Source organism: Psychrobacter sp. DM4, from assembly GCF_051307035.1.
In the GTDB taxonomy this organism is placed as follows: Bacteria; Pseudomonadota; Gammaproteobacteria; order Pseudomonadales; family Moraxellaceae; genus Psychrobacter.
Window position 1 is genome coordinate 1,265,774 of sequence record NZ_CP195536.1, and the last position, 21,752, is coordinate 1,287,525.

General features: G+C 44.2%; 20 protein-coding genes and 1 pseudogene. 17 read left to right on the forward strand and 4 right to left on the reverse strand.

Annotated elements, in window-relative coordinates:
• The first annotated feature begins 5 nt into the window (after positions 1–5).
• The 17 genes from ACR64G_RS05470 (at position 6) to radA (ending at position 18,146) form a co-directional block, all read left to right on the forward strand.
• Positions 6–1,229 carry a carboxynorspermidine decarboxylase gene (locus ACR64G_RS05470; protein WP_435980500.1) on the forward strand — a complete coding sequence of 408 codons (1,224 nt, stop codon included), beginning with the start codon at positions 6–8 and terminating at the stop codon, positions 1,227–1,229.
• A 284-nt stretch (positions 1,230–1,513) separates the two neighbouring features.
• Positions 1,514–2,785, forward strand: coding sequence for a saccharopine dehydrogenase C-terminal domain-containing protein (locus ACR64G_RS05475; RefSeq protein ID WP_435980501.1), 1,272 nt, complete (start codon positions 1,514–1,516; stop codon positions 2,783–2,785).
• Between the two features lie 692 nt (positions 2,786–3,477).
• Positions 3,478–3,759, forward strand: a complete 282-nt coding sequence (locus ACR64G_RS05480) for a hypothetical protein (RefSeq protein ID WP_317199353.1) — start codon at positions 3,478–3,480, stop codon at positions 3,757–3,759.
• 288 nt (positions 3,760–4,047) lie between these two features.
• Positions 4,048–5,724: a GMC family oxidoreductase gene (locus ACR64G_RS05485; protein ID WP_435980502.1), complete on the forward strand. Its 1,677-nt coding sequence runs from the start codon at positions 4,048–4,050 to the stop codon at positions 5,722–5,724.
• A 253-nt stretch (positions 5,725–5,977) separates the two neighbouring features.
• The gene (locus ACR64G_RS05490) at positions 5,978–6,811 is read left to right on the forward strand and encodes a PhzF family phenazine biosynthesis protein (protein WP_435980646.1); all 834 of its coding nucleotides are present in this window, start codon (positions 5,978–5,980) and stop codon (positions 6,809–6,811) included.
• A 6-nt stretch (positions 6,812–6,817) separates the two neighbouring features.
• Positions 6,818–7,150 (forward strand): YnfA family protein, encoded by a 333-nt coding sequence (locus ACR64G_RS05495; protein ID WP_435980503.1) that lies wholly within the window; start codon positions 6,818–6,820, stop codon positions 7,148–7,150.
• 557 nt (positions 7,151–7,707) lie between these two features.
• Complete coding sequence (locus ACR64G_RS05500; RefSeq protein ID WP_435980504.1) at positions 7,708–8,322, forward strand: 6-pyruvoyl trahydropterin synthase family protein; 615 nt, start codon at positions 7,708–7,710, stop codon at positions 8,320–8,322.
• Positions 8,323–8,330: 8 nt separating this feature from the next.
• On the forward strand, positions 8,331–8,828 hold the full coding sequence (gene tsaE / locus ACR64G_RS05505; protein WP_435980647.1) for a tRNA (adenosine(37)-N6)-threonylcarbamoyltransferase complex ATPase subunit type 1 TsaE: 498 nt from the start codon (positions 8,331–8,333) through the stop codon (positions 8,826–8,828).
• A gap of 88 nt (positions 8,829–8,916) precedes the next feature.
• Positions 8,917–10,665, forward strand: a complete 1,749-nt coding sequence (mutL, locus tag ACR64G_RS05510; protein WP_435980505.1) for a DNA mismatch repair endonuclease MutL — start codon at positions 8,917–8,919, stop codon at positions 10,663–10,665.
• A 43-nt stretch (positions 10,666–10,708) separates the two neighbouring features.
• Complete coding sequence (gene miaA, locus ACR64G_RS05515; protein ID WP_435980506.1) at positions 10,709–11,788, forward strand: tRNA (adenosine(37)-N6)-dimethylallyltransferase MiaA; 1,080 nt, start codon at positions 10,709–10,711, stop codon at positions 11,786–11,788.
• Positions 11,789–12,060: 272 nt separating this feature from the next.
• Positions 12,061–12,603 (forward strand): RNA chaperone Hfq, encoded by a 543-nt coding sequence (gene hfq / locus ACR64G_RS05520; RefSeq protein ID WP_435980507.1) that lies wholly within the window; start codon positions 12,061–12,063, stop codon positions 12,601–12,603.
• Positions 12,604–12,815: 212 nt separating this feature from the next.
• Positions 12,816–13,799 carry a KpsF/GutQ family sugar-phosphate isomerase gene (locus tag ACR64G_RS05525; protein ID WP_435980508.1) on the forward strand — a complete coding sequence of 328 codons (984 nt, stop codon included), beginning with the start codon at positions 12,816–12,818 and terminating at the stop codon, positions 13,797–13,799.
• 31 nt (positions 13,800–13,830) lie between these two features.
• Complete coding sequence (locus ACR64G_RS05530; RefSeq protein ID WP_435980509.1) at positions 13,831–14,391, forward strand: KdsC family phosphatase; 561 nt, start codon at positions 13,831–13,833, stop codon at positions 14,389–14,391.
• Positions 14,388–14,969, forward strand: a complete 582-nt coding sequence (gene lptC, locus ACR64G_RS05535; protein ID WP_435980510.1) for an LPS export ABC transporter periplasmic protein LptC — start codon at positions 14,388–14,390, stop codon at positions 14,967–14,969. Before ACR64G_RS05530 ends, lptC begins: the two co-directional genes overlap by 4 nt.
• Before the next feature lie 63 nt (positions 14,970–15,032).
• Positions 15,033–15,599 carry a lipopolysaccharide transport periplasmic protein LptA gene (gene lptA / locus ACR64G_RS05540; protein ID WP_435980511.1) on the forward strand — a complete coding sequence of 189 codons (567 nt, stop codon included), beginning with the start codon at positions 15,033–15,035 and terminating at the stop codon, positions 15,597–15,599.
• Between the two features lie 216 nt (positions 15,600–15,815).
• Complete coding sequence (gene lptB, locus ACR64G_RS05545) at positions 15,816–16,526, forward strand: LPS export ABC transporter ATP-binding protein (protein ID WP_435980648.1); 711 nt, start codon at positions 15,816–15,818, stop codon at positions 16,524–16,526.
• A 171-nt stretch (positions 16,527–16,697) separates the two neighbouring features.
• Positions 16,698–18,146: a DNA repair protein RadA gene (gene radA / locus ACR64G_RS05550; protein ID WP_435980512.1), complete on the forward strand. Its 1,449-nt coding sequence runs from the start codon at positions 16,698–16,700 to the stop codon at positions 18,144–18,146.
• 96 nt (positions 18,147–18,242) lie between these two features.
• Here radA and ACR64G_RS05555 read toward each other — a convergent pair.
• The 4 genes and pseudogenes from ACR64G_RS05555 to ACR64G_RS05570 all read right to left on the reverse strand — a co-directional run.
• Positions 18,243–18,572, reverse strand: a pseudogene (locus ACR64G_RS05555) (septal ring lytic transglycosylase RlpA family protein); the annotation flags it as partial.
• Between the two features lie 828 nt (positions 18,573–19,400).
• Positions 19,401–20,270, reverse strand: a complete 870-nt coding sequence (gene cysE, locus ACR64G_RS05560) for a serine O-acetyltransferase (protein WP_435980513.1) — start codon at positions 20,268–20,270, stop codon at positions 19,401–19,403.
• A gap of 150 nt (positions 20,271–20,420) precedes the next feature.
• A complete protein-coding gene (locus ACR64G_RS05565; protein ID WP_435980649.1) occupies positions 20,421–21,239 on the reverse strand; it encodes an RNA methyltransferase in 819 nt (272 codons plus the stop codon).
• A 77-nt stretch (positions 21,240–21,316) separates the two neighbouring features.
• On the reverse strand, positions 21,317–21,709 hold the full coding sequence (locus ACR64G_RS05570; RefSeq protein ID WP_435980514.1) for an Hpt domain-containing protein: 393 nt from the start codon (positions 21,707–21,709) through the stop codon (positions 21,317–21,319).
• Positions 21,710–21,752 lie beyond the last annotated feature (43 nt).

Here is a 21,752-nt window from a genome sequence, read left to right on the forward strand (position 1 = left end):
CTTTTATGCACACAGTTCCAGATGCTAATTTACTTGCGATACCAACGCCTTACTACTTGCTCGATGAAGCTGCAATCGTTGACAATATGCAGATCATCGCCCGTCTGTGTGAGCTATCAGGCGCCAAAGCCTTACTCGCGCTCAAATGCTTTGCCACATGGGGCGTGTTTGATGTAATGCAGCCTTACTTGCATGGCACAACCTCATCGTCTCTCAATGAAGTGCGTTTGGGCTATGAGACTTTTAGCAATAATCATAATGAAGACCCACGTTATAAAAATAGAGACAAAAAAGAAACCCATGCCTATAGCGTGGCCTATAGCGCAGATGAGATAGATGAAGTGCTAATCTACGCGGATAAAATTATCTTTAACTCCATCTCACAGTTAAATGCCTTTAAAGATAAAGCCAGTGCACAGAATATTCCAGTAGGACTGCGATTAAACCCCAAGACCAGCAACTCATCTTTTATCATTGCAGATCCTGCTCGGCCTTTTAGCCGTCTTGGTGAGCATGATAGAGATAAAATTATAGCGGTGCTCGGTGATATCACTGGAGTCATGATTCATAACAACTGTGAGAACGATAGCTTTGAGGCGTTTAGCGATAGTCTGGCGGATATCGAAGCTAGGTTTGGTAATGTGTTAGCGCAGCTTGAATGGGTAAGCTTGGGCGGTGGTATCCATTTTATCGCTCCTGATTATCCACTAGAAAAGTTGGCGACGCGATTAAAGAGCTTTAGCGAAAAATATGGCGTACAAGTCTATTTAGAGCCAGGTGAAGCAAGTATTCATGGATCAGGATCACTGGTGACAACCGTGTTAGATACCATGCACAACGAAAAAAACCTCGCTGTCGTCGATGCATCAATAGAGGCGCATATGCTGGATTTATTGATCTATCAAGAATCAGCGAGCGTTGCTTCTATCAATGATCATGCAATTAGCGTCGCGCCTGTTGGCACTGAGCAAAAAAACAACGCGCCTGATAATACAATTATCTACGGTCGCTCATGTTTGGCAGGTGATATCTTTGGCGAGTATGCACTACCTAACCAGTTACAGGTAGGTGATACCATCGCGTTTGGTAATGCCGCAGGCTATACGATGGTGAAGAAAAACTGGTTCAATGGCGTGGGCATGCCAGCGATTGTCATTCGTCGCCTTGATGGCAGTATCGATATTCAGCGCAAGTTTGATTACCAAGATTACAAGGATAGCTTGTCTTAAATAACTGCGTTGCTCAATCTGCGTAAACGCTAAAAAACAAAGGTTTAGAGATAACTATCTGTAGTTTTTGTTGCTGTATTTTTATACATTATTTTTACTATTAACAGAATAAAAATTGTTATAATCGCCACGGGCAAATAGCTATCGACTAAAAACGATGTTTGCCCGACGGGTGCGTGGGTTTTCCTCGGTCTTCCTTTTTCATTCACGCACATCATTCACTCGTTGCTGTTTTGCATAGCCATATCACTGGTATCGACAGGGACACAAAGGAGGATTGTTCATTGAACACAAACCAAACCAAACCCAGCAAAAAAGACGTACTTATCATCGGTGCAGGCGGCGTCGCGCAAGTAGTCGCCCATAAATGTGCGATGCACAATGACGTGCTTGGCGAGATTCATATTGCCTCTCGCACCAAGGATAAATGTGATGCCATCGCTCAGAGCGTAAAAGACAAAGGCAGCTTTAAGCAAGCTGCTGTCTTGCATACGCACCAAGTCGATGCCATGGATACTCAAGCTGTCATCGATCTTATCAACGATATCGGTATTCAAATCTTAATTAACGTCGGCTCGGCATTTATCAATATGACCGTATTAGAAGCTTGTATCGAGACGGGTACAGCCTATATCGATACCGCCATTCATGAGGATCCGCGCAAAATTTGCGAGACGCCGCCATGGTATGACAACTATGAGTGGCAGCGTCGTCAGCGCTGTGCGGACAACAATGTCACGGCGATTTTGGGCGCAGGCTTTGATCCTGGTATGGTCAACGCTTATGCGCGTCTGGGCTATGACATGATGGATGCAGGCTCAGTCACTGATATCGATATCATCGACATAAACGCCGGCGATCATGGTAAGTATTTTGCTACTAACTTCGATCCTGAGATTAATTTTCGTGAGTTCACGGGAACCGTCTACTCTTGGCAGGACAGCAAATGGCAGTCTAATAAAATGTTCGAAGTCAAGCGTACTGACGATCTGCCAGTCGTTGGCATGCAAAACAGCTACTTGAGTGGTCATGATGAAATTCACTCATTGTCAGCCAATTTAGATGTGCCTAATATACGCTTTTGGATGGGCTTTGGTGAGCACTATATCAATGTGTTTACCGTCTTACAAAGCCTAGGTCTGTTGTCCGAGCAGCCGGTAATGACTGCCGAAGGGCAAGAAGTCATTCCATTAAAAGTGGTCAAAGCGGTACTACCAGATCCAAGTTCGCTGGCGCCAAACTATACGGGCAAAACCTGTATTGGTGATAAAGTCAAAGGCAAGATTAATGGCGTCGATACTGAGGTATTTATCTACAATATCTCCGATCACAAAGACGCCTATAATGAGGTCGGTAGCCAAGGGATCTCTTATACCGCAGGCGTGCCTCCTGTCGCGGCTGCTATGTTAATCGCCACAGGCGAGTGGGACGCGGGCAAAATGGTCAACGTCGAAGAGCTGGATGCCAAGCCCTTTATTAACCTCCTCAACAAGATAGGTCTACCAACACGCATTCAAGATAGCGAAGGTGATAGAGCGTTAGAATTCGATATTTAGTCAGTAAGTTTATTTAATAGAAAGCCTATCTTTTAAAGATAGGCTTTTTTATGCTTGATTTTACAAGAAAATAGGGGAGCCAATCCTGCCATCCGCTATTATCTGCCATTTCTGCTAGGGCAGCGGCTACTGGCGGGACAGGTTGCTGCTACCGCGACACCCTGACCCACCGAGCCTTTGCAACCTAGCAGTTATGACAGGATAGCCGCTACAGTCAGGGCTAGCGGTGACATCGCGTTCTTGCTACTATCTATCGTGTTTTGAATTATTTATAATAGTCTCAAATATTCTTATTTGTATAATATAAAAGTATTCAAAAGTTTCGGAGCCATCAACTCCGAATGTCGCTTGATAAGCGGCTAAAGGGCGATCCCTTATTTAAAGCAGTAGCTAGAAATTTGGGCTGGTTGTGCCAGCAGAAGTCGTCCGAAAGGGTAAGCTTATACTAGTCAAAGCAAACCCAACCGCGTGGCAGCGCGGTGTATAAATACGAATCTACAATGACTCAACCGGTTGAGTCGTTTGAATGGATTAAACCCATAAAAATTTCAACCAATATAGAGATAAAGGTAAATGTAGCAGCAGTGATTACTGCCATTAGTGGACTTGTTTTTACAGTTGCTATGATTTATTTCAATCTTTAAAAAGTCCTATAATGCCAGCGGCAGTTGGCGTTGTAGGCATAAAATATAATGGTTAAAGCTTTGACTTATAAGATTCTTAGGTCAGCGGTTAGCGGTGAAGGTTCAAATCCTTCCATTCTTGTTTTGTTCTCAGTTATCTTTTTTATGTTGGTGATTTTGTCGTACTTGAAAAATCGTATGTTGATGACATTAGATTCAGACTTTAATTCTGAAAAGGAGGATAACAATATGGGAAAAGTAGCGATGTTAAAATGTTTAGCAGCTTCAGTAATTGATGTAATTCAGGCACTGGGAACAAGTCTTGTGGTCTTTGGTGGGCCGCTTACCTAAGAGTCTTTTTGTGTAAAGTTGATGAGAGCTTATTTTTAGTATTTGATGATTCTATAACAGTGACATTTGTTCGTTAATTAAATATATTAGCCAACTAGATTGTGTAACGGTGCTTAAACACTTGAGTTGGCTAAGCTTTATCTAGTCAGTTTGACAAATTCCCTCCCATCCTACCTTTTTTGTTAAATTTTCCTACTTATAATCTACCGATAATAAATTCTGCTATAGTTAAGCGACAGTATGGTGTTGTTTGACACCTGCTACTCATAAGCAAGGAGCGCTTAACTCATGGAATTTGACTACATAATTATCGGTGGCGGCTCAGCAGGCTGCGTTATGGCAAGCCGTTTATCAGAAGACCCTAATATCACTGTTTGTCTGCTCGAGTTCGGCGGCGACGGCAAAGACTTGGCAGTACGCGTGCCAGCTGGCGTCATCGTTATGATGCGTGACAAACCGACCAAAATCAACAATTGGTGCTTCGATACGGTACCGCAAACTCATCTGAACAATCGTACTGGCTATCAGCCGCGCGGACAATGTTTGGGCGGCTCCTCTGCTATCAACGCTATGGTCTATACGCGTGGTAGTGCAAAGGACTACGATCGTTGGGAGGAGGATGGCTGCGCAGGGTGGGGCTACGATGATATGCTGCCATACTTTAAAAAAGCTGAGAACAATGTACATGGCGGTAGTGAGCATCACGGCGATAGTGGCCCGCTCCATGTGTCGGAGTTAGTCAGTCCTCGTCCAATCTCAAGCGCCTTTGTTGATGCTTGCGTTGCCAATGGTCTTGATGCTAACAATGACTTCAATGGCAGCAAACAAGACGGCGCAGGTCTCTATCAAGTCACCCATTTTCATGGTGAAAAACAAGGTCAGCGCTGCTCAGCGGCCGCCGCGTACATCCATCCCTTTGAAAATCGTGAGAATTTGACGATTATGACAGGCGCTCGCGTGACTCGTATTCTGACTGAGAACCAGCGTGCGGTAGGTGTCGCTTATAATAAGCATGGCGAAGAGTATACTATCAAAGCCAAGTCAGAGGTTATCTTATCAGCGGGTGCATTTGGTTCACCGCAGATACTCATGCTATCGGGTATTGGTCCAAAAGAGCATTTACAAGAGCTGGGTATCGAGGTCGTTCATGATTCGCCAAACGTTGGGGAGAACCTACAAGACCACTTGGATGTTGTCTTCGATTATAAGGTAAATACCAAAGATGTCATCGGTATCGGCTTTGGCACGGTGCCCAAAATGATGTCTGCAATCAGTGAGTGGAAGAAGACGGGTACGGGTCTACTGACAACTAATTATGCCGAAGCAGGGGCGTTCTTTAATGCAACAGAGGCAACACCAGCTGATTGGCCAGATACTCAATTGCATTTTGTGATCTCACGCGTGATCAATCATGGGCGTGAAGTGAAATGGGGTTATGGCGTTTCTGTGCATAGCTGTTATTTGCGTCCCGAGAGTCGCGGTACGGTTAGATTAGCATCCACTGATGCTAGCGTCGCGCCGCTTATCGACCCCAACTACTTATCACATGAAAAAGACGTTGAGTTCATGATGGCAGGTGCTAAGCGTACGCGCGAGATCATGCAAGAGACGCCACTTGCTAAGTTCATTACTGAGGACTACGCTGCGCCCTATCTAGAAAAAGATGGACTACTCGGCTATATCCAAAATAGATCAGATACTATCTATCATCCTGTAGGCACTTGTCGTATGGGCGCGGATGAGGCTTCAGTTGTCGATACTGACCTCAAGGTTAGAGGAATAGAAGGTCTACGTGTGATTGATGCCTCCATCATGCCAACCCTTATCAGTGCTAATACTAATGCACCAACTATCGCCATCGCTGAAAAGATAGCGGATCAAATGAAGTCTGAGCGCATCACTAGTGGAACCATACCGACAGAGATAAACAATTATGCCAAAGCCGAGCACGTAGCAGCGGTATAAATGTTTGGTCACATTTGAAGTAGCAAAGTAATCATCAGCCTTTTAGTATTTTATATACTAAAAGGTTTTTTGCATTTGTATAGCCTAACTCTTTGTATGTCATAATATCTGCGATAAATAGTATTGGAACTAAGGAGCTTATCCCGCCATCCGTTATAATCTACTCGCCTAGCCATCGCAATCCGCCCAAGCGAGCAGGATAACCGCTACAGTCGGGGCTAAAGAGCCGTGCTATAGTAGGGTTAGTCTTTTTATACTACTAAGAGAACGCTATGCCACTGGAGATAACATAGTCGATGCCTTTACAGACCAGCTATTCAAGGGTAATTCAGCTGCTGTCATTATTACTGAACATTGGCTAACAGATGAGCTAATGCAGTCCATTGCTAGCGAGAATAACTTGTCTGAAACCGCATTTTTGGTGCTTGATAGTGCAGCTGATACTTATGAGATTCGCTGGTTTTCACCGCTCACTGAGATTGCATTTTGTGGTCATGCGACTTTGGCATCAGCTTTTGTACTGTTTAAAAACCATCCTGATTTAAAAACCATTCACTTTTCAGCAAAAGCTATCGGTATCATGACCGTAGTACAGACAGACGCGGGCAAAATACAGATGGATTTTCCTAATACGAAGCCTGCTTTGTATGACGATATTCCTGAGAATTTGCTGGCAGGATTATCTATTGCGCCTGCTGAGGTCTATCAAAATTCCCAAGCTTATTTTGTGATTTATAACGCTGAGTCCGATGTCCTAAACGTCACTCGTGATAATGATAAATTAAAGCAGCTAGCGCCTTTGGATGTCGTCGTTACTTGCCAGTCTCAATCAGATGCTTATAGTCATTATGACTTTATATCTAGATATTTTTGGCCAGCCAATGGCGGTGATGAAGACCCAGTGACAGGTTCAATCCATACGGGACTGGCACCTTTATGGGCTGATCTTTTAGGTAAGAATGAACTGGTGGCTTATCAAGCATCAAAGCGTGGCGGGGTAGTATATTGTGAGGTTGCAAGCGATAGAGTTTTGATTTCTGGCAACGCCGTTCAGTACTTAACGGGATTTATTACGCTTGAGGAGTAATCGGATTTGACTGAATTAAAGACGCTTGGTCTTTTTGTGCTTACCGCATTGGCGGAGATTATCGGCTGCTACCTGCCTTATCTTTGGCTGCGAGAAGGTAAGAGCATTTGGCTTTTGATCCCAGGTGTACTGAGTTTGGCCGCCTTCGTTTGGCTACTGACTTTACATCCGACTGCGGTAGGCAGAGTTTATGCAGCCTACGGCGGGGTATATGTCGTTATGGCGATTTTGTGGTTGTGGACCGTAAACGGTATTAAACCTACTACATGGGATGTATTAGGGTCTGCGGTCGCGCTTTTGGGAATGGCGATTATTATGTTCGCACCGCGTAGTACTTGAAGCGGCTATTTTTGACACCCCTATGTTCAATACCTTTTCCTTTTAGGTCCCTCTATTCTCAGACCTTATATTTTGTTGCTAGCTGATTAAAGCCTCTCATTAGAGCACTTAGTTGGCTTTGATCAATAAGTTTTAATGTTTGCCCAATATGGAGCCATCATCTTTCTTTGCTTGTTTGGCCGCTTTTTTCTCTTTTGCGGTCAATAGTGGTTTTTTCTTTACATTCTTTTTGCTGTCTTGACCTTTACTCATGACACATTTCCCTTCTTTATGAATTTTAGTGTTTAAAACAGATTTTACGACCTAATGCTTTGCACAATTCAGTATAGGCTTAAGCGTTAATAATAGATAGCTATACTCAGTAGAGCAGTGATTTGGTAGTGTTGCATATTGTTGTGATGCCAACATATAAGATCATCGTTAATAAGCGCTTACTTACGGATGCTTAGCAATTTGCTATAATAACGAGATCGCCATTACCACTTATGGCACTTTCTATTCGTCATCATCATTGTCAGTATTTGACAAGATAACGTTTCTCATTTTGGTTGATTGTTATGCGTATACGTAAACTCTTTAAATTTGAAAATGCTCATATTGTGCGCAACTGTAGTTCTGAGCGCTGCAAGCACTCCATTCATGGGCACAGTTATCAGATTGAGCTGATATTAGAGGCCACACGCCTCGATCATGGACAAATGGTTTATGACTTTGGACTACTCAAGTCTTCTATCAAAGATATTATCGATAGTTTTGATCATGCCATTTGTTTTTGGAGTAAAGACGACCCTGAGTATATCGAGGCTTGCAAGAAGTTCAGTGCACGCTGGATTAGCTTGCCCGTGTCACCCTCAGCAGAGCAATTCTCACGAGTGATATTCTTTTGGGCGCAAACGATTTTGCAGCAAACGCAAATGCAAAATGGCGAGGCTGACGTGAGCATCTATTCAGTGATTGCACATGAGACAGCAACAGGTTATGCACAGTGCTTTGCCGATGATGTCGCAAACGCACAGATGGGTGAGCTACAGTTAGAAGATTTTGAATTTAGTGAGCAAGTTTCCTCTGAATGGCATGACCCTAAGTTATATGCCAAGCTGATTAAAGGCGAGCGCTTTATTAACCCTTCAGTCACCATGCAGGTCGATACAAATGACGCAGGTAGCCGTTGATGTCTGATATGCACTCAGTATCCATTACTCTAGATTCTGAAGACGACACTCAGCTCTTGGCTGAACGTTTAGCGGCGCTACCGTTGACTGGCAGTGTTTGGTTGTCAGGTGATTTGGGCGCAGGTAAAACGACGTTGACTCGCTATTGGCTACAGGCACTTGGTCATACTGGCTCTGTTAAAAGTCCCACTTATACCTTAGTTGAGCCTTATGAGATTAAACAAAACGACGGCAGTCTAAAACCTGTGTATCATGCTGATCTATATCGTCTGCAAGACCCAGAAGAGTTATCTTTCATTGGTTTTGATGAGTATCTCGATGAGCCAAACGCTTTGGTAATAATTGAATGGGCCAGTCGCGCTGATAGCTACCTGCCGCCGCCAGTATTGTTTATAGATTTGACTCAAAGTGATGCTAATAAAGACAGTCGACAAGCTGAGCTGCGTTTATCTAAAACAGGGCAGGCGCAAGGTTTAGAGTTATCCTCTTTTATCCTCAACCTTTAACCCCTTATCTGAGCAGTTTTTCACAATTTTTAATCCAACTTTTACCCTATTTTTATCTCTTTTGAAATGAAAATCAAAAGCTTTTACTATGTCAGATAATCATTTGAGCACGCGTATCAAAAAACTATCACCACTACTGATTAATCAATTAGCAGCGGGTGAGGTTGTGACGCGTCCTGCGGCCGTAGTTAAAGAGCTACTCGAAAATGCTGTAGATGCTGGGGCGACGCATATCGAGGTGTGTATCACCCAAGGCGGTATGGGCCTCATAGAGGTGATAGACAATGGGAGCGGCATTCATCCTGATGACATGATTATGGCGGTCACGCGTCATGCGACAAGCAAGGTCGCTGATATTGCCAATTTGCATGGTATTAGTACGCTTGGGTTTCGCGGTGAGGCGCTGGCGGCAACTGCTGCGGTGTCACGATTAACACTGAGCAGCAGTCATGATAACAGTGGTATCGGTCGGCAATTGCAAATGGCAGGGGTACTGGCAGATACATCCAAACTCATGCCAGTAGTACACCAGCGCGGTACGACGATTAAAGTCAGAGATCTGTATTTTAATGTACCTGCGCGCCGTGGCAATATAAAATCACTGGCAACCGAGTTTATGCATATTGAGACCGTTGTACGTGAGGTGGCTATCGCCCGCGCTGATGTGACGCTGACGCTTTATCACGATCAAAAAAAGCGCTTACAGCTATGTGCTAGTGCTGAAAATAATATTGGCAGTAACTTTTTACCATTGTCACGGTTGGAGCAGGCGTTAGGTATGTCGCTCAAGGATCAAGCGCTTGAAGTACTGGTAGATCTTTCTAATTTAGTATCTCAAGCGGGCGTAGCACCTGAGGAAATGACTGATGATAAGAGCATCAATCAGGCCAAAATCAGTGGCTGGATTTGGCCCAATCAAGACAAGATGGCAGGTCTGCCTAAGCTTCTATACGTTAATGGACGCTTGATTAAAGACACACTGATAAGTAACCATTTAAGACAAATAGGGTCAAGCGTAGGATGCGATAGTATTCACTATGCTCTATATTTTGAGCTGCCTTATGAGTGGCTGAATCTCAACGTGCATCCGACCAAGCAGCGTATCAAGATTAGTCCTTTGAATAATATACTTGCGCATCTAGGTCATGTGGTTCGGACAGTATTAAGCCGATTAGCACCTAGTGCTTCATCAGCTCATCATCCCATAACAGCCAATCAATCAACGACAAGTGAAGTGGTAAATATCAAACCGTTTTCGCAAGCGTCTCATTCAGTACAAGCACCTACAAATCCATATAGCGTCTCATCTACTGTAGAGAACAAAAACACTGCTAAGGATCATGAGTATTCATTAGCAAAATCAGATTTAAATAATGAAGCTGGCAATACACTATTAAGTTTTCATAATCAAAGTATTGATTCGATCGTACATTCAAATAAACATATAAAGTTGCCTTTATGTCTAGAAGTGATTCATAGCGTAGAGGATAACTGGCAGCTTGATGACAATGACAATGACAATGACAATAGTGATGACAAGACGCTGCCTTGGTTACTCTTTTTTAGTCAAAATCAATGGCTACTCATTAGCGAGCAAGAGTGGTACTCACGTATCAATAGCCTCTTTGATTCAAACTGGTTTAAACGCTCAGATTCTGTCAGTACAGCAGACAGCATCAATCAACATTTAAATCATGTAGCAGAGCAAATGTCAGCGTCAGATTTGCGCGCCTTTACAGTAGATGTTGCTCACATACTCGAGTCTTATGCTATCAAAGCCGTCAGCACCTCGCAGTTACTTACGCTGTTGTTAGCAGCTCCTATAGCTTCCCCTTAATAATAGACGCTTAACAGTCGTTTATTTATATAAAAGGTCATTTATGTCGCTTTCAAGTTCATCTTCCAAGCTTGCTGATAATAGCGTCGTCTGTCTTATGGCACCGACGGCCAGTGGCAAGACGGCATTGGCATATGAGCTTTATGATACCAAGCGTTTTGAGCTGATCTCAGTTGATTCAGCACTGATATATCGTGATATGACCATCGGTACGGCAAAACCTAGTTTTGAGGAGTTAGCACGTTATCCGCATCATTTGGTGGATATTATTGATCCCACGCAGACCTATAGCGTTGCCCGGTTTGTCCGTGATGTGGCGCAGCTTATAGATAACTGTCATCAAAGCGGCAAGATACCTTTATTGGTTGGTGGTACGATGATGTATTACATGGCGCTACTTGAGGGACTCTCTGACATCCCTGATAGTAGTGACAAGACACGCGCGCAGGTTGATGCTTGGCGACAAGACGCTGGTATTGAAGCTTTATATAATTACCTAGGTAAGATTGATCCTATAAGCTATCAGCGTCTAAAATCAAATGATACTCAGCGTATCACGCGGGCAATTGAGGTGTTCGAGCAGACTAATACCTCGCTTAGCGACTGGCAGCGCAAACCTAAGCTGGCACTCGCGCATAATACTCATCAGCAGTGGCATGCTTTGAGTGTGATACCAGACCGAGCTTGGTTACATGAACGTATTGCGCAGCGCTTGGATATCATGTGGACCTCAGGACTGGTTGATGAAGTTATTAGTCTGCTAGAACATTATACGCTGACGCCTGATATGCCCTCTATGCGCTGCGTAGGGTATCGGCAAGTCCTTGAGTATTTGGTACATATCAGACATCCTGTGTTAGAACGGCCGCATTTAGACCTAGAATTATTCTATAAGGCTTTTGCAATACATACTGATACGAATTCAATCCAGCAAGCGCTTGCCTATAAACAGATGCAAGACAAATCTCTATATGCCACTCGGCAGTTGGCAAAGCGTCAATATACTTGGCTACGCAAAATTAGCCAATTGTCTCATCATCATGCTTTAGATAAGCCAGATGACTCTATTCGAGGTCAGACGTTCACTACTACGGCGCAGGCAAGAGATTATCTCTTATCATAAACAATGCATGCGATATCAAAAGGTTAACCATACATAAAGGAATCAATCACAATAAGTTGCAAAACCCAAAATAGATAGCTGTTATAATTTAATAGTGATAGTCAAAATATTAATAAAAGACTTTTATAATCAAGCGGTTAGATAGTTTTATTTAAAAATTTAGATATGTATTTTATAACTAAAAGTTACCTTTATATTTGATTGGCAGCACTTATATTAAGAAACACCGATAACGACTATTAAAAATAATTATATTATCTAGGAGAGATTTCATGTCAAAAGGACAAACCCTACAAGATCCATTCTTGAACTCACTACGTAAAGACCGTATCCCTGTCTCTATTTTTTTGGTTAATGGCATTAAATTGCAGGGCCAAATTGAATCATTTGATCAGTATGTTGTTCTTCTTAAGAATACGGTAAGCCAGATGGTATACAAGCATGCGATCTCTACGGTCGTACCTGCGCGTAACCCTAGAGGTACAACGACGACCAGTACTGCAGGCGGTAGTTCATCGACTCAAGCTCCAGGCTATCAAGGCGGTAGTACCAATAGTGGTTTTGAGCGTGGTAGCACTAGTACTAACTCTAATGCTAGTGGTGGTTATGAAGAGCGCAACTTTGCATCGAACCGTAGCGGCTTTAACCGTGGCGGCTTTGGTCAAGGGCAGGAGCGCGGTTTTGAGCGCGGTAACATTGGCCAAAATCAAGATCGCGGTTTTGAGCGCGGTGGCTTTGGTCGGGATCGCGGTTTTGAGAATCCAACGCAAGATAAGAGCACCGATGACAAAAACGATGATGCCAGTGATAGCTGAGACAAGCGGTTTCCTAACGATAAAGACCTACTGCTAAGTAGGTCTTTTTTATATCAAGACTGACTCTATATAATGACCGATATTGACCAAATATAAAAAGTATTGAAAAGTATGTTTTACTACATTTGAGCAGAATATAGTAAGATATATCACTAGCGTATGAAATTACAAACACAGCAATAAGTAAAATCAGACAGGCATTGAGCGAAATTATGACTAACAGCACTACTCACGCGCAGTTTATCAGTACTGCTATCGAAGCTATCAATACCGAAAAAGCGGCACTGAGCTTGTTAACAGAACAAATAGATAGCAGGTTTGCACAGGCTTGTGACGTTATCTTGGCCTGTCAAGGGCGAGTTGTAGTGACTGGTATGGGTAAGTCGGGTTTGATCGGGCGTAAAATAGCAGCGACTTTCGCCTCGACAGGTACGCCTGCGTTTTTTATGCATCCAGGGGAGGCCGGACACGGTGACTTGGGGATGCTGGTTCAAGGTGATGTACTTCTTGCTATCTCAAACTCTGGTGAGTCAGATGAGATTAAGATGCTATTGCCTGTCGTCAAGCGCTTGGGTATTCCGCTCATTAGTATTAGCCGAGATCACAGAGGTATGTTGCCGCGCGCTGCTGATATCGTCCTGACGCTTGGCAAATCACAAGAAGCTTGTCCGCTCAACTTAGCACCAACTTCGAGCACGACTGCTACCTTAGCACTCGGTGATGCGTTGGCAGTGGCCTTGGTTCATGCGCGCAACTTTACTTCAGAGGACTTTGCATTATCACACCCTGCAGGTGCGCTGGGTCGGCAGTTGTTAACGCGAGTGGAGGATTTGATGCATACCTCAGTCGATCAGTTGCCACTTGTTAATCAACAGTCACCATTGCATAAGGCGCTATTTACGATGACTCATGGACGCCTAGGTATGACAGTGGTGACTGATGATGAGCAAAGGGTCGTCGGTATATTTACGGATGGCGACTTGCGCCGCGTACTGGAGCGAGGTGTTGATCTCTCAGTTCCTATACATGAGGTGATGACCATTAACCCGCGTCAAATCGAAAGAACCATGCGCGCCTCTGACGCCCTAAGTGTCATGAATGAGAACGGTATTAGCCAGCTACTAGTTATGGATGATGAAGATCAATTGCAAGCCATTATAACCGTCCACGACTTGTTACAGGCAGGTGTTAAATAAAGAATGGTCATTCAAATATAAGAGATAAGCTATGCAAGATTTAATAGAAAAAGCCGGACAAGTTAAGTTACTCATTATGGACGTAGATGGTATTTTGTCCAATGGTCAAATTATTTATGATGCTAATGGCACTGAGACCAAAGCGTTTTCGGTACAAGACGGTGTTGGGGTCAAATCGCTATCACGCTACGGTATACTGACGGCGATTATTACGGGTCGTAGTAGCCCTATGGTAGACAAACGCGCAAACGAGATGGGCGTAAAATACGTCGTTCAAGGCCGCGATGACAAGCTGGTAGCGTTAAACGAGCTACTTGGTATGTTAGATCCTACGCTTGATATCACCGCCGCTGATTGTGCTTACATGGGTGATGATTTGCCAGATATCAAAGCTATGCAAACGGTAGGCTTTGCCGCGACGGTTCCTAATGCGCACTCAGAGGTCATCAATCGCAGTGATATGGTGACAACGTGCTCAGGCGGCACTGGCGCGGTACGTGAAGTCTGTGATCTGATTCTAAAAGGTCATGGACATTATCAGGATTTTATTGGGCACTATACCTTAGATCAGACGCAGGATGATTTATCGTGAATACTCGGGTTCTTATTGTCCTAGCCCTTATTATCGCAGGCATTGCTGGTTGGTTCTTTCAGCAGCAAGGTGAGATCACGCCGCCTGTTAACATTGAGGCGACCGATGTAGATTATGAGGCCACTGATATTAAAGCGGTGCAAACCAATGATGAGGGTGAAACTGAGTACGAGCTTAGCGCTGAGTCCTTGATTCATAATCCTGAAACCAATCAGGATGAGATGTCTGGTATTACTATGGATTGGCAGCCCTCTGATGAGCAGCGCTATATGATCGAAGCGGGTAGCGCGGCTATCAATCAGCAAAGCGGTGACCTACGTTTAGGTGGCGGTTTTAGCTTGGTAAGCGAAGAGAAGAGCGCCTCTGATATTGAGCCAATCAAGGTCACAGGTCAAACACTTATGGGCAATACCAAATCCCGCCAAGTCTATAGCAATGAGCCCGTAAAGGTTGAGCAGGGTATGAATCGTTTTACCGCCTCTAGTATGACTGCCAATCTTGAGACGGGTGAGTATGAGTTTGGACAAGTCGCCGTGACTTTTACACCCGCTGAGCGCCAAGACAAAGCTTTGTTTTGAGTAAAACTGATATCTATTTGACGTTTGCAAACCCTAATTTTAACAAAAACTAGAGACCTATTTATGAACAACTCCTTGCCAGCTTTGCATTCCTCTGTCATAAGTCCAAAGCGATTTATCTACGCGTTACGTACGCTGCCTATAGCCGTGCTCTTGACACTGCCTATATATAGTCATGCCCTGCCATCAGACGCCAATCAGCCCATCAAACTATTGGCAGACAAGGCGACTTATAGCGAGCGTACCGGGGTCACTAGCTACTCAGGTAACGTCATCATCACTCAAGGGACGCTCAAGCTAACCGCTGATGACATCACTGTTAATTTATCCCCGCAGCGCAGTATTAATTCAGCAGTAGCTACTGGTCGACCTGCGACTATGCAACAAGTGATCACGCAAGATAAAGGTCTGGCAAAGGGTCAAGGCAACAAGATAGACTACAATGCGGTAACAGGTATCATCACTTTGACAGGTAATGCTAAACTCAATCAAAATGGTGCGAGCTTTGCAGGTAATGTCATTCGCTATAGCCTTAAAGCGGGCGATGTTGAGGCGACCGCAGGCAATAGTCAACGTGTCGAGCTGATACTACCGCCAAATAATAATACCAATCAGCGCGGCGTACGTTAACTTTATATGCGCAAGCTTTGCATCGAGCAATTAGTATAAGCTAAGAGCTAGATGCTCCCGCAAGCTGCTGGATGATTTTATACTCAATAGACTTTATACCGATCAATTTTGTACCAATTTAAGACTAAATACCCTATGAATAATAAGTCTCCTGTAACAGATACCACATTCACTGAATCGGTTGTTTATTCTACCGCGTTGCCTGAGCGTCTGGTCATGCAAAGCCTTGGCAAAAGCTATGGTAAACGTTGGGTGGTCAAGGATGTCTCATTTTCAGTGGAGCAGGGTCAGGTTGTTGGACTTTTGGGCCCTAATGGTGCTGGTAAGACTACAAGTTTTTATATGGTGGTGGGGCTCGTCAATATGGATAGAGGCCGTGTAACTTTGGGTAAAATGGATTTGTCCAAATACGCTATGCATGAGCGCGCGCGTGCTGGTATCGGTTACTTGCCGCAAGAGGCGTCTATATTTCGCAAATTATCTATCGAAGATAACATCCTCTCAATCTTGCAAACGCGCAGTGAATTAAATGCCAGCGAGCAGCGTTTAGAGCTTGAAAAACTGATCAAAGAGTTCCATCTAGAAGGAGTACGTAGCTCTCTTGGTATGAGCGTTTCAGGCGGTGAGCGTCGTCGCTGCGAGATTGCTCGGGCACTGGCGGCTAACCCTAAATTTATCTTGTTAGATGAGCCTTTTGCAGGCGTTGATCCTATCTCAGTTGGCGATATCAAAGATGTGATTTTGGCACTAAAAAATCGCGGTATCGGCGTCTTGATTACCGATCATAATGTTCGTGACACGCTCGCTATCTGCGAAAAAGCTTATATTGTCTCAGAAGGCGCTATCATAGCTGAGGGCACATCAGATGAGGTATTAAACAATGAACTCGTCAAAGAGATCTATCTAGGTAAGGATTTTAGAGTCTAGGTATTACTTTTTTTATTACTGATTTCTAAGTTTGGTACGTCCGCCTTTCACTACAATACTCATTTAATCGTCTGATTCTTCTATTTAATCGAACTCTTCATTCATGCTAATTTCTAGGTTTGTGCGCTACAGCGTACGTCTCAGGAGTGCGCTAAATAAGGTTTATCTTCTATGGCAAAAAACAAAAGCAGCTATGTCTGCCAAAGTTGCGGGGCTCATTTTGGTAAATGGGCAGGTCAGTGTTCTGATTGCTCTGAGTGGAACAGTTTGGTTGAAGCGCCAAACGTGAGCATGCCGCACCATAACAAAGCCAGCGCAAAAAGCGCACCGAGAGCCGCACCGCGTCATCCCCCTAATGGCACGACCACTGGCGGTAATTATTCAGGTACTCATAGTGCGGTTATGCCGCTTAATGCGGTTAGTGTAACCTTGGATACGCGCCTGCCTACTGGTATCAGTGAATTTGACCGGGTACTCGGCGGCGGTTTGGTAGCAGGTTCCGTAGTACTGATCGGCGGCGATCCTGGTATTGGTAAGTCAACTATCTTGCTACAGACGGCGACCAATATGGCGCGCGCTGACTCGCTAGCAGGTAGCGCGCTCTATGTCACAGGAGAGGAATCCTTGGCACAGGTAGCTATGCGCGCCAAGCGCTTAGAGTTGCCCGCAGATCGACTTAGAGTGCTCGCTGAGACCAATGTCGAAACCATATGCGCCGCTTTGACTCAAGAACAGCCTGCTATTGCCATTATTGATTCTATTCAGACTATCTATACCGATGCGATTAATTCAGCGCCAGGCGGCGTAAGTCAAATTCGAGAGTCGGCAGCGATTTTGACCCGTTATGCTAAGCAAACAGGGACAGCGCTATTCTTAGTCGGTCACGTGACCAAAGAAGGAACGCTTGCAGGCCCGCGAGTACTTGAGCACATGGTCGATACTGTATTGTATTTCGAAGGACAGTCTGATTCGAGGTTTCGGATGATACGCGCGGTCAAAAATCGCTTTGGCGCAGTCAATGAGCTGGGTATCTTTGGCATGACTGATATGGGTCTTAAAGAAGTCGCTAACCCGTCAGCAATATTTTTGAGCCGTTATGACAAACCTGTCGCAGGTTCAGTGGTCATGGTAAGCCGTGAAGGTACACGCCCGCTATTGGTTGAGGTGCAAGCACTAGTTGATGACTCACAGGGGCAGCCAAGGCGTATGGCGTTAGGCTTGGACTTTCAGCGCTTATCTATGCTGCTTGCGGTCATGCATCGACACGGCGGTATTCATACTAGCGGGCAAGATGTTTACGTCAATGTCGTCGGCGGAGTCAAGGTGATAGAGACAGGCTCTGATTTAGCGGTACTGCTCGCTTGCGCCTCTAGTATAAAAGAGCGCGCTTTGCCTTCATCATTAGCGGTATTTGGAGAGGTCGGGTTATCAGGCGAGATACGTCCTGTACCCAATGGTCAAGAGCGCTTAAAAGAGGCGATGAAGCACGGCTTTAAACATGCTATTGTGCCAAAAGCCAATGCGCCTGCAAAAAACTCGGCTCAATTCAAAGGTATTAATGTGATTGCGGTCGAGCGCCTTGATGATGCTATTCAAAATGCTTTTGATATAGAAAACTAAGAGTGTCTTGCAAAAGTAACAAGCTACTACTACAAAAAAGCGCCTAACTTATAAGTTGGGCGCTTTTTTGTAGTAGTAGTAAAACAAATTAAAAATTTAGGGTCCTGATACGCGCTCGATAGAGACGTTGCCGACGCCTTTACTAGTAATACCAAGCTTTTTGGCAGCGCCATAAGATAAGTCTAAAACGCGATTGCCATGGAAAGGACCACGATCATTAACCTTTACTACAACACTTTTGCCATTAGTTTTGTTAGTGACTTTAACATAGCAGTTGAGGGGCAATGAGCGATGCGCTGCTGTTAGGGCATTCATATCGAAAGTCTCACCGCTAGCAGTTTTGCGACCATGGAACTTACGACCATACCAAGAAGCCAAACCACTTTGAGTGAACTTGCTCAAAGAGTTAGAGGCTGATGCGGTTAAACGCTCTAATACGTCCCCGTCATCGCTAACACTAGAGGTATCACTAGTCAGTAATGAGCTATTGAGGGCTAAAGAGGTAGGCTGACGAGCAGATTTGACAAGACTTGATGCCCCATCATGCTGACGAGAAAGCTCACTTAAGACACGATCAATATGAGAGCTATTGTCTTGAGAGAACGTGGTATAGGCACTTGGCGCTTCTGCTGCGTTCACATTGACCGCGAGCGTAGAGCCTGCAAACAGACAAACTGACATCGTAAGTAAACCAGATAGACGCTTATTCATAAATACCTCTATAACTTGTACGTTGACGCTCAATCCCTTGATGGTAGATTAAGCATAGCGCTGTTAGAATGTTCTAACATCGCTGACTATACTTACAAGTTATAACTAAATGATTATTTAATGCTATCTTTGACAGTAGCTTTGTACAACTTGTGTATCGAATCTATTTAAAAGAGGTTAACGTATAGTGATAAAAAAGACAAGCGTTAAAATCTGTAAGTGTAAATTAACAGTAAGTGTAGTAATTGAGAAACAATAGAGAAAGTTATCAGAAACAAACAAATTATTGTTTAGTCAGTATATAAACTAAATTGTACTCTGTTGATTTTGATGTTCGAAATTATGATACGAGTAGTACTAATTGAGTAAGTAGTCGCTTGGAATCCAAAAATACTCTGCCTAGCAAATCCCAGTTCAGCAGAACAACTAGGCTCGTTAAAACTTGATAGATAAGTGTACCGATGACTTGTTACAGTCGATGCCTCTGCCAAGTCATGTTTCAAAAGTGATATCTTGGCAAAGGCATCTAAAATATTTCTGATATTACCTTTGTCCCGTATCACTATCTTCTAGACCATCAATGTCATTTTGACCAATTACGTCCAAATCCTTAAGACACAATTTGTTATATTCCTTTTTGCAAAAGCTTGGGTCTATTTCGCACATAGCGGCTTGCATCTGATCGAGACGGGTTTCAGACTGCTGAATGTGCTCAAGCATCTTAGCAAAGGCTTCAGCAACGGGGTCTTGTGAGTAGGGGTCAATACCATAAGCTTGAAAAGTGGTCGCGCGGCTATTACTCGTTTTGTCTTTTTGTTTATCAGCCTGCGCCTTAGGCGTAATAGGATTGCCCTTTTCATCATGCAGATCAGATATCATACGCGCCGCATTACCAACCATCGTAGCATTCTCTGGTACTGGTTTAACGACGACCGCATTTGAACCTATCTTGGCATTTTTGCCTACGGTAAACGGCCCTAAGACTTTAGCGCCCGCACCAACTGTCACGCCATCTTCTAACGTTGGATGACGTTTGCCATTATTCCATGAGACCCCGCCCAAGGTGACGCCATGGTATAAAGTCACATCATTACCAATCTCAGCGGTTTCGCCTATGACGACACCAACACCATGATCAATAAAAAAACGTCTACCAATTTTGGCTGCGGGATGAATTTCGATACCAGTGATGATACGCGAGCCATAAGAGATAGTACGAGCTGCAAGTTTTTGATCATGCTCCCACAGGTAATGAGCACTGCGATGCAAGATAAGCGCGTGGATACCAGGATAGGTCAATATCACCTCTAGGCTGTTGCGCGCTGCAGGGTCGCGGGTGAAAACTGCTTCGATGTCCTCTTTAAGTTCTTTTTTGACACGCGAGAATGATTTGAACCAGGTCGTGAATGACATAAGGCATTCCTTTTTATCAAAAATAATCATTTTTATGGTTAGGCTTCTGACTATGATAGCAGTCTGCGACATCATAAAGGCAATAACAAAGTTGTAACTGTTTTGGTATCTAAAGCCCAGTTATCAGAGTCAAAACACAATTGAAATATGCTACTCTTTTATAAGCTTAGCTATCAAGGCACTGAGCAGCTGATACTCTTTTTGATCCAGCTGTAGCCGTGAGCCAAGCCGAGATAATCGCGATGGTAAAGATCTAAGATTGTCACTATCAGCAAGGTCGCGCTTGACCATAAGGTCAGTAACACGCTGGGTGAGCTGCTGTAATTGCTGCTGACTGATAGCTGGCTCATCCCACTGCTGACGCAGATGAAGATCTATCATAGAGGAGGCGGTATTTTGGTTGCTTTTATTAATACTTTGTTTATGTTGACTATCGTCCGTTTGTAAATGTGTTTGCGCGTAAGCATAAATAAAACTGGCGATGACTTGTACGGCTGAGGCAACATTGAGTACAGGGTAGGCAGGATTGGCATCAATTTGGATATGATAATCTGCGACCGCTAGCTCTTCATTGGTCAAACCGCGATCTTCACGGCCGAATAAGATGGCAATATTTAGCTGGCTATTAGTAGTTTTAGAAGGGTTTGCTTGCTTAGGGTCAGTGCTAGAGCACTGCTGATCAATAAAGTCAAACATGATCTTGGCCGCTTGGGTGGGTGTGACTACAGGGCGCGGCAAATGGCGGCTACGACTGCTGGCGGCAAACACTAGCTGACAACCTGCTATCGCTGTCTCAAGCGTCGGCGTTATCAGTGCTGAGGCTAATAGCTCACTACCACCTGCGGCGTGCGATACGCTGCTATCATCAATCGGCAGTTTAGGATCGACAACGCTGAGGCGCGATAGACCCATGGTATGCATAGCACGCGCGGCAGAACCAATGTTAGCAGGTAAAGTGGTGTTGACCATGACTACTTGCAGACATGCCAAATAGTCGCTTATATCAAGGTGTGATGGTGCTGTCGAGATCAGGACGTCTTTGGGCATTAAGATTCCAATCGTTTATTTATTTCAAGTTCTGCGCGCTTTAGTGCCGCTGATAGCGCTTCAATCAGTTCGGCCTGCTCACCGATACACCGGGCACGGCAGGCCTCTTGTAGTTGACTACTCAAAGTCATGAGCTGCGTGGTGCCTAGATTGGCGCTGGCACCTTTTAGCGCATGAGCAATCTCGAAGCCATTGGCATTGTCATCTGCTTGTAATGCGGCGCTTAAGTCTAGCACGCGTTTTTCGCTATCGGTAATGTACATTTGAACCAAATCAGCAAAGTCCTCTTCTAGTAAGTCGCGCATGTCCTCAAATTGTTCTTGATCGATAATGCCTGCATCAAAATGATGACTGGTATGATTTTGCGCCGTTAAGTTTGAGATATCGTCCATGATCTAGTACCCAATTAAAATTAAAATAAACAGTATAATCTAA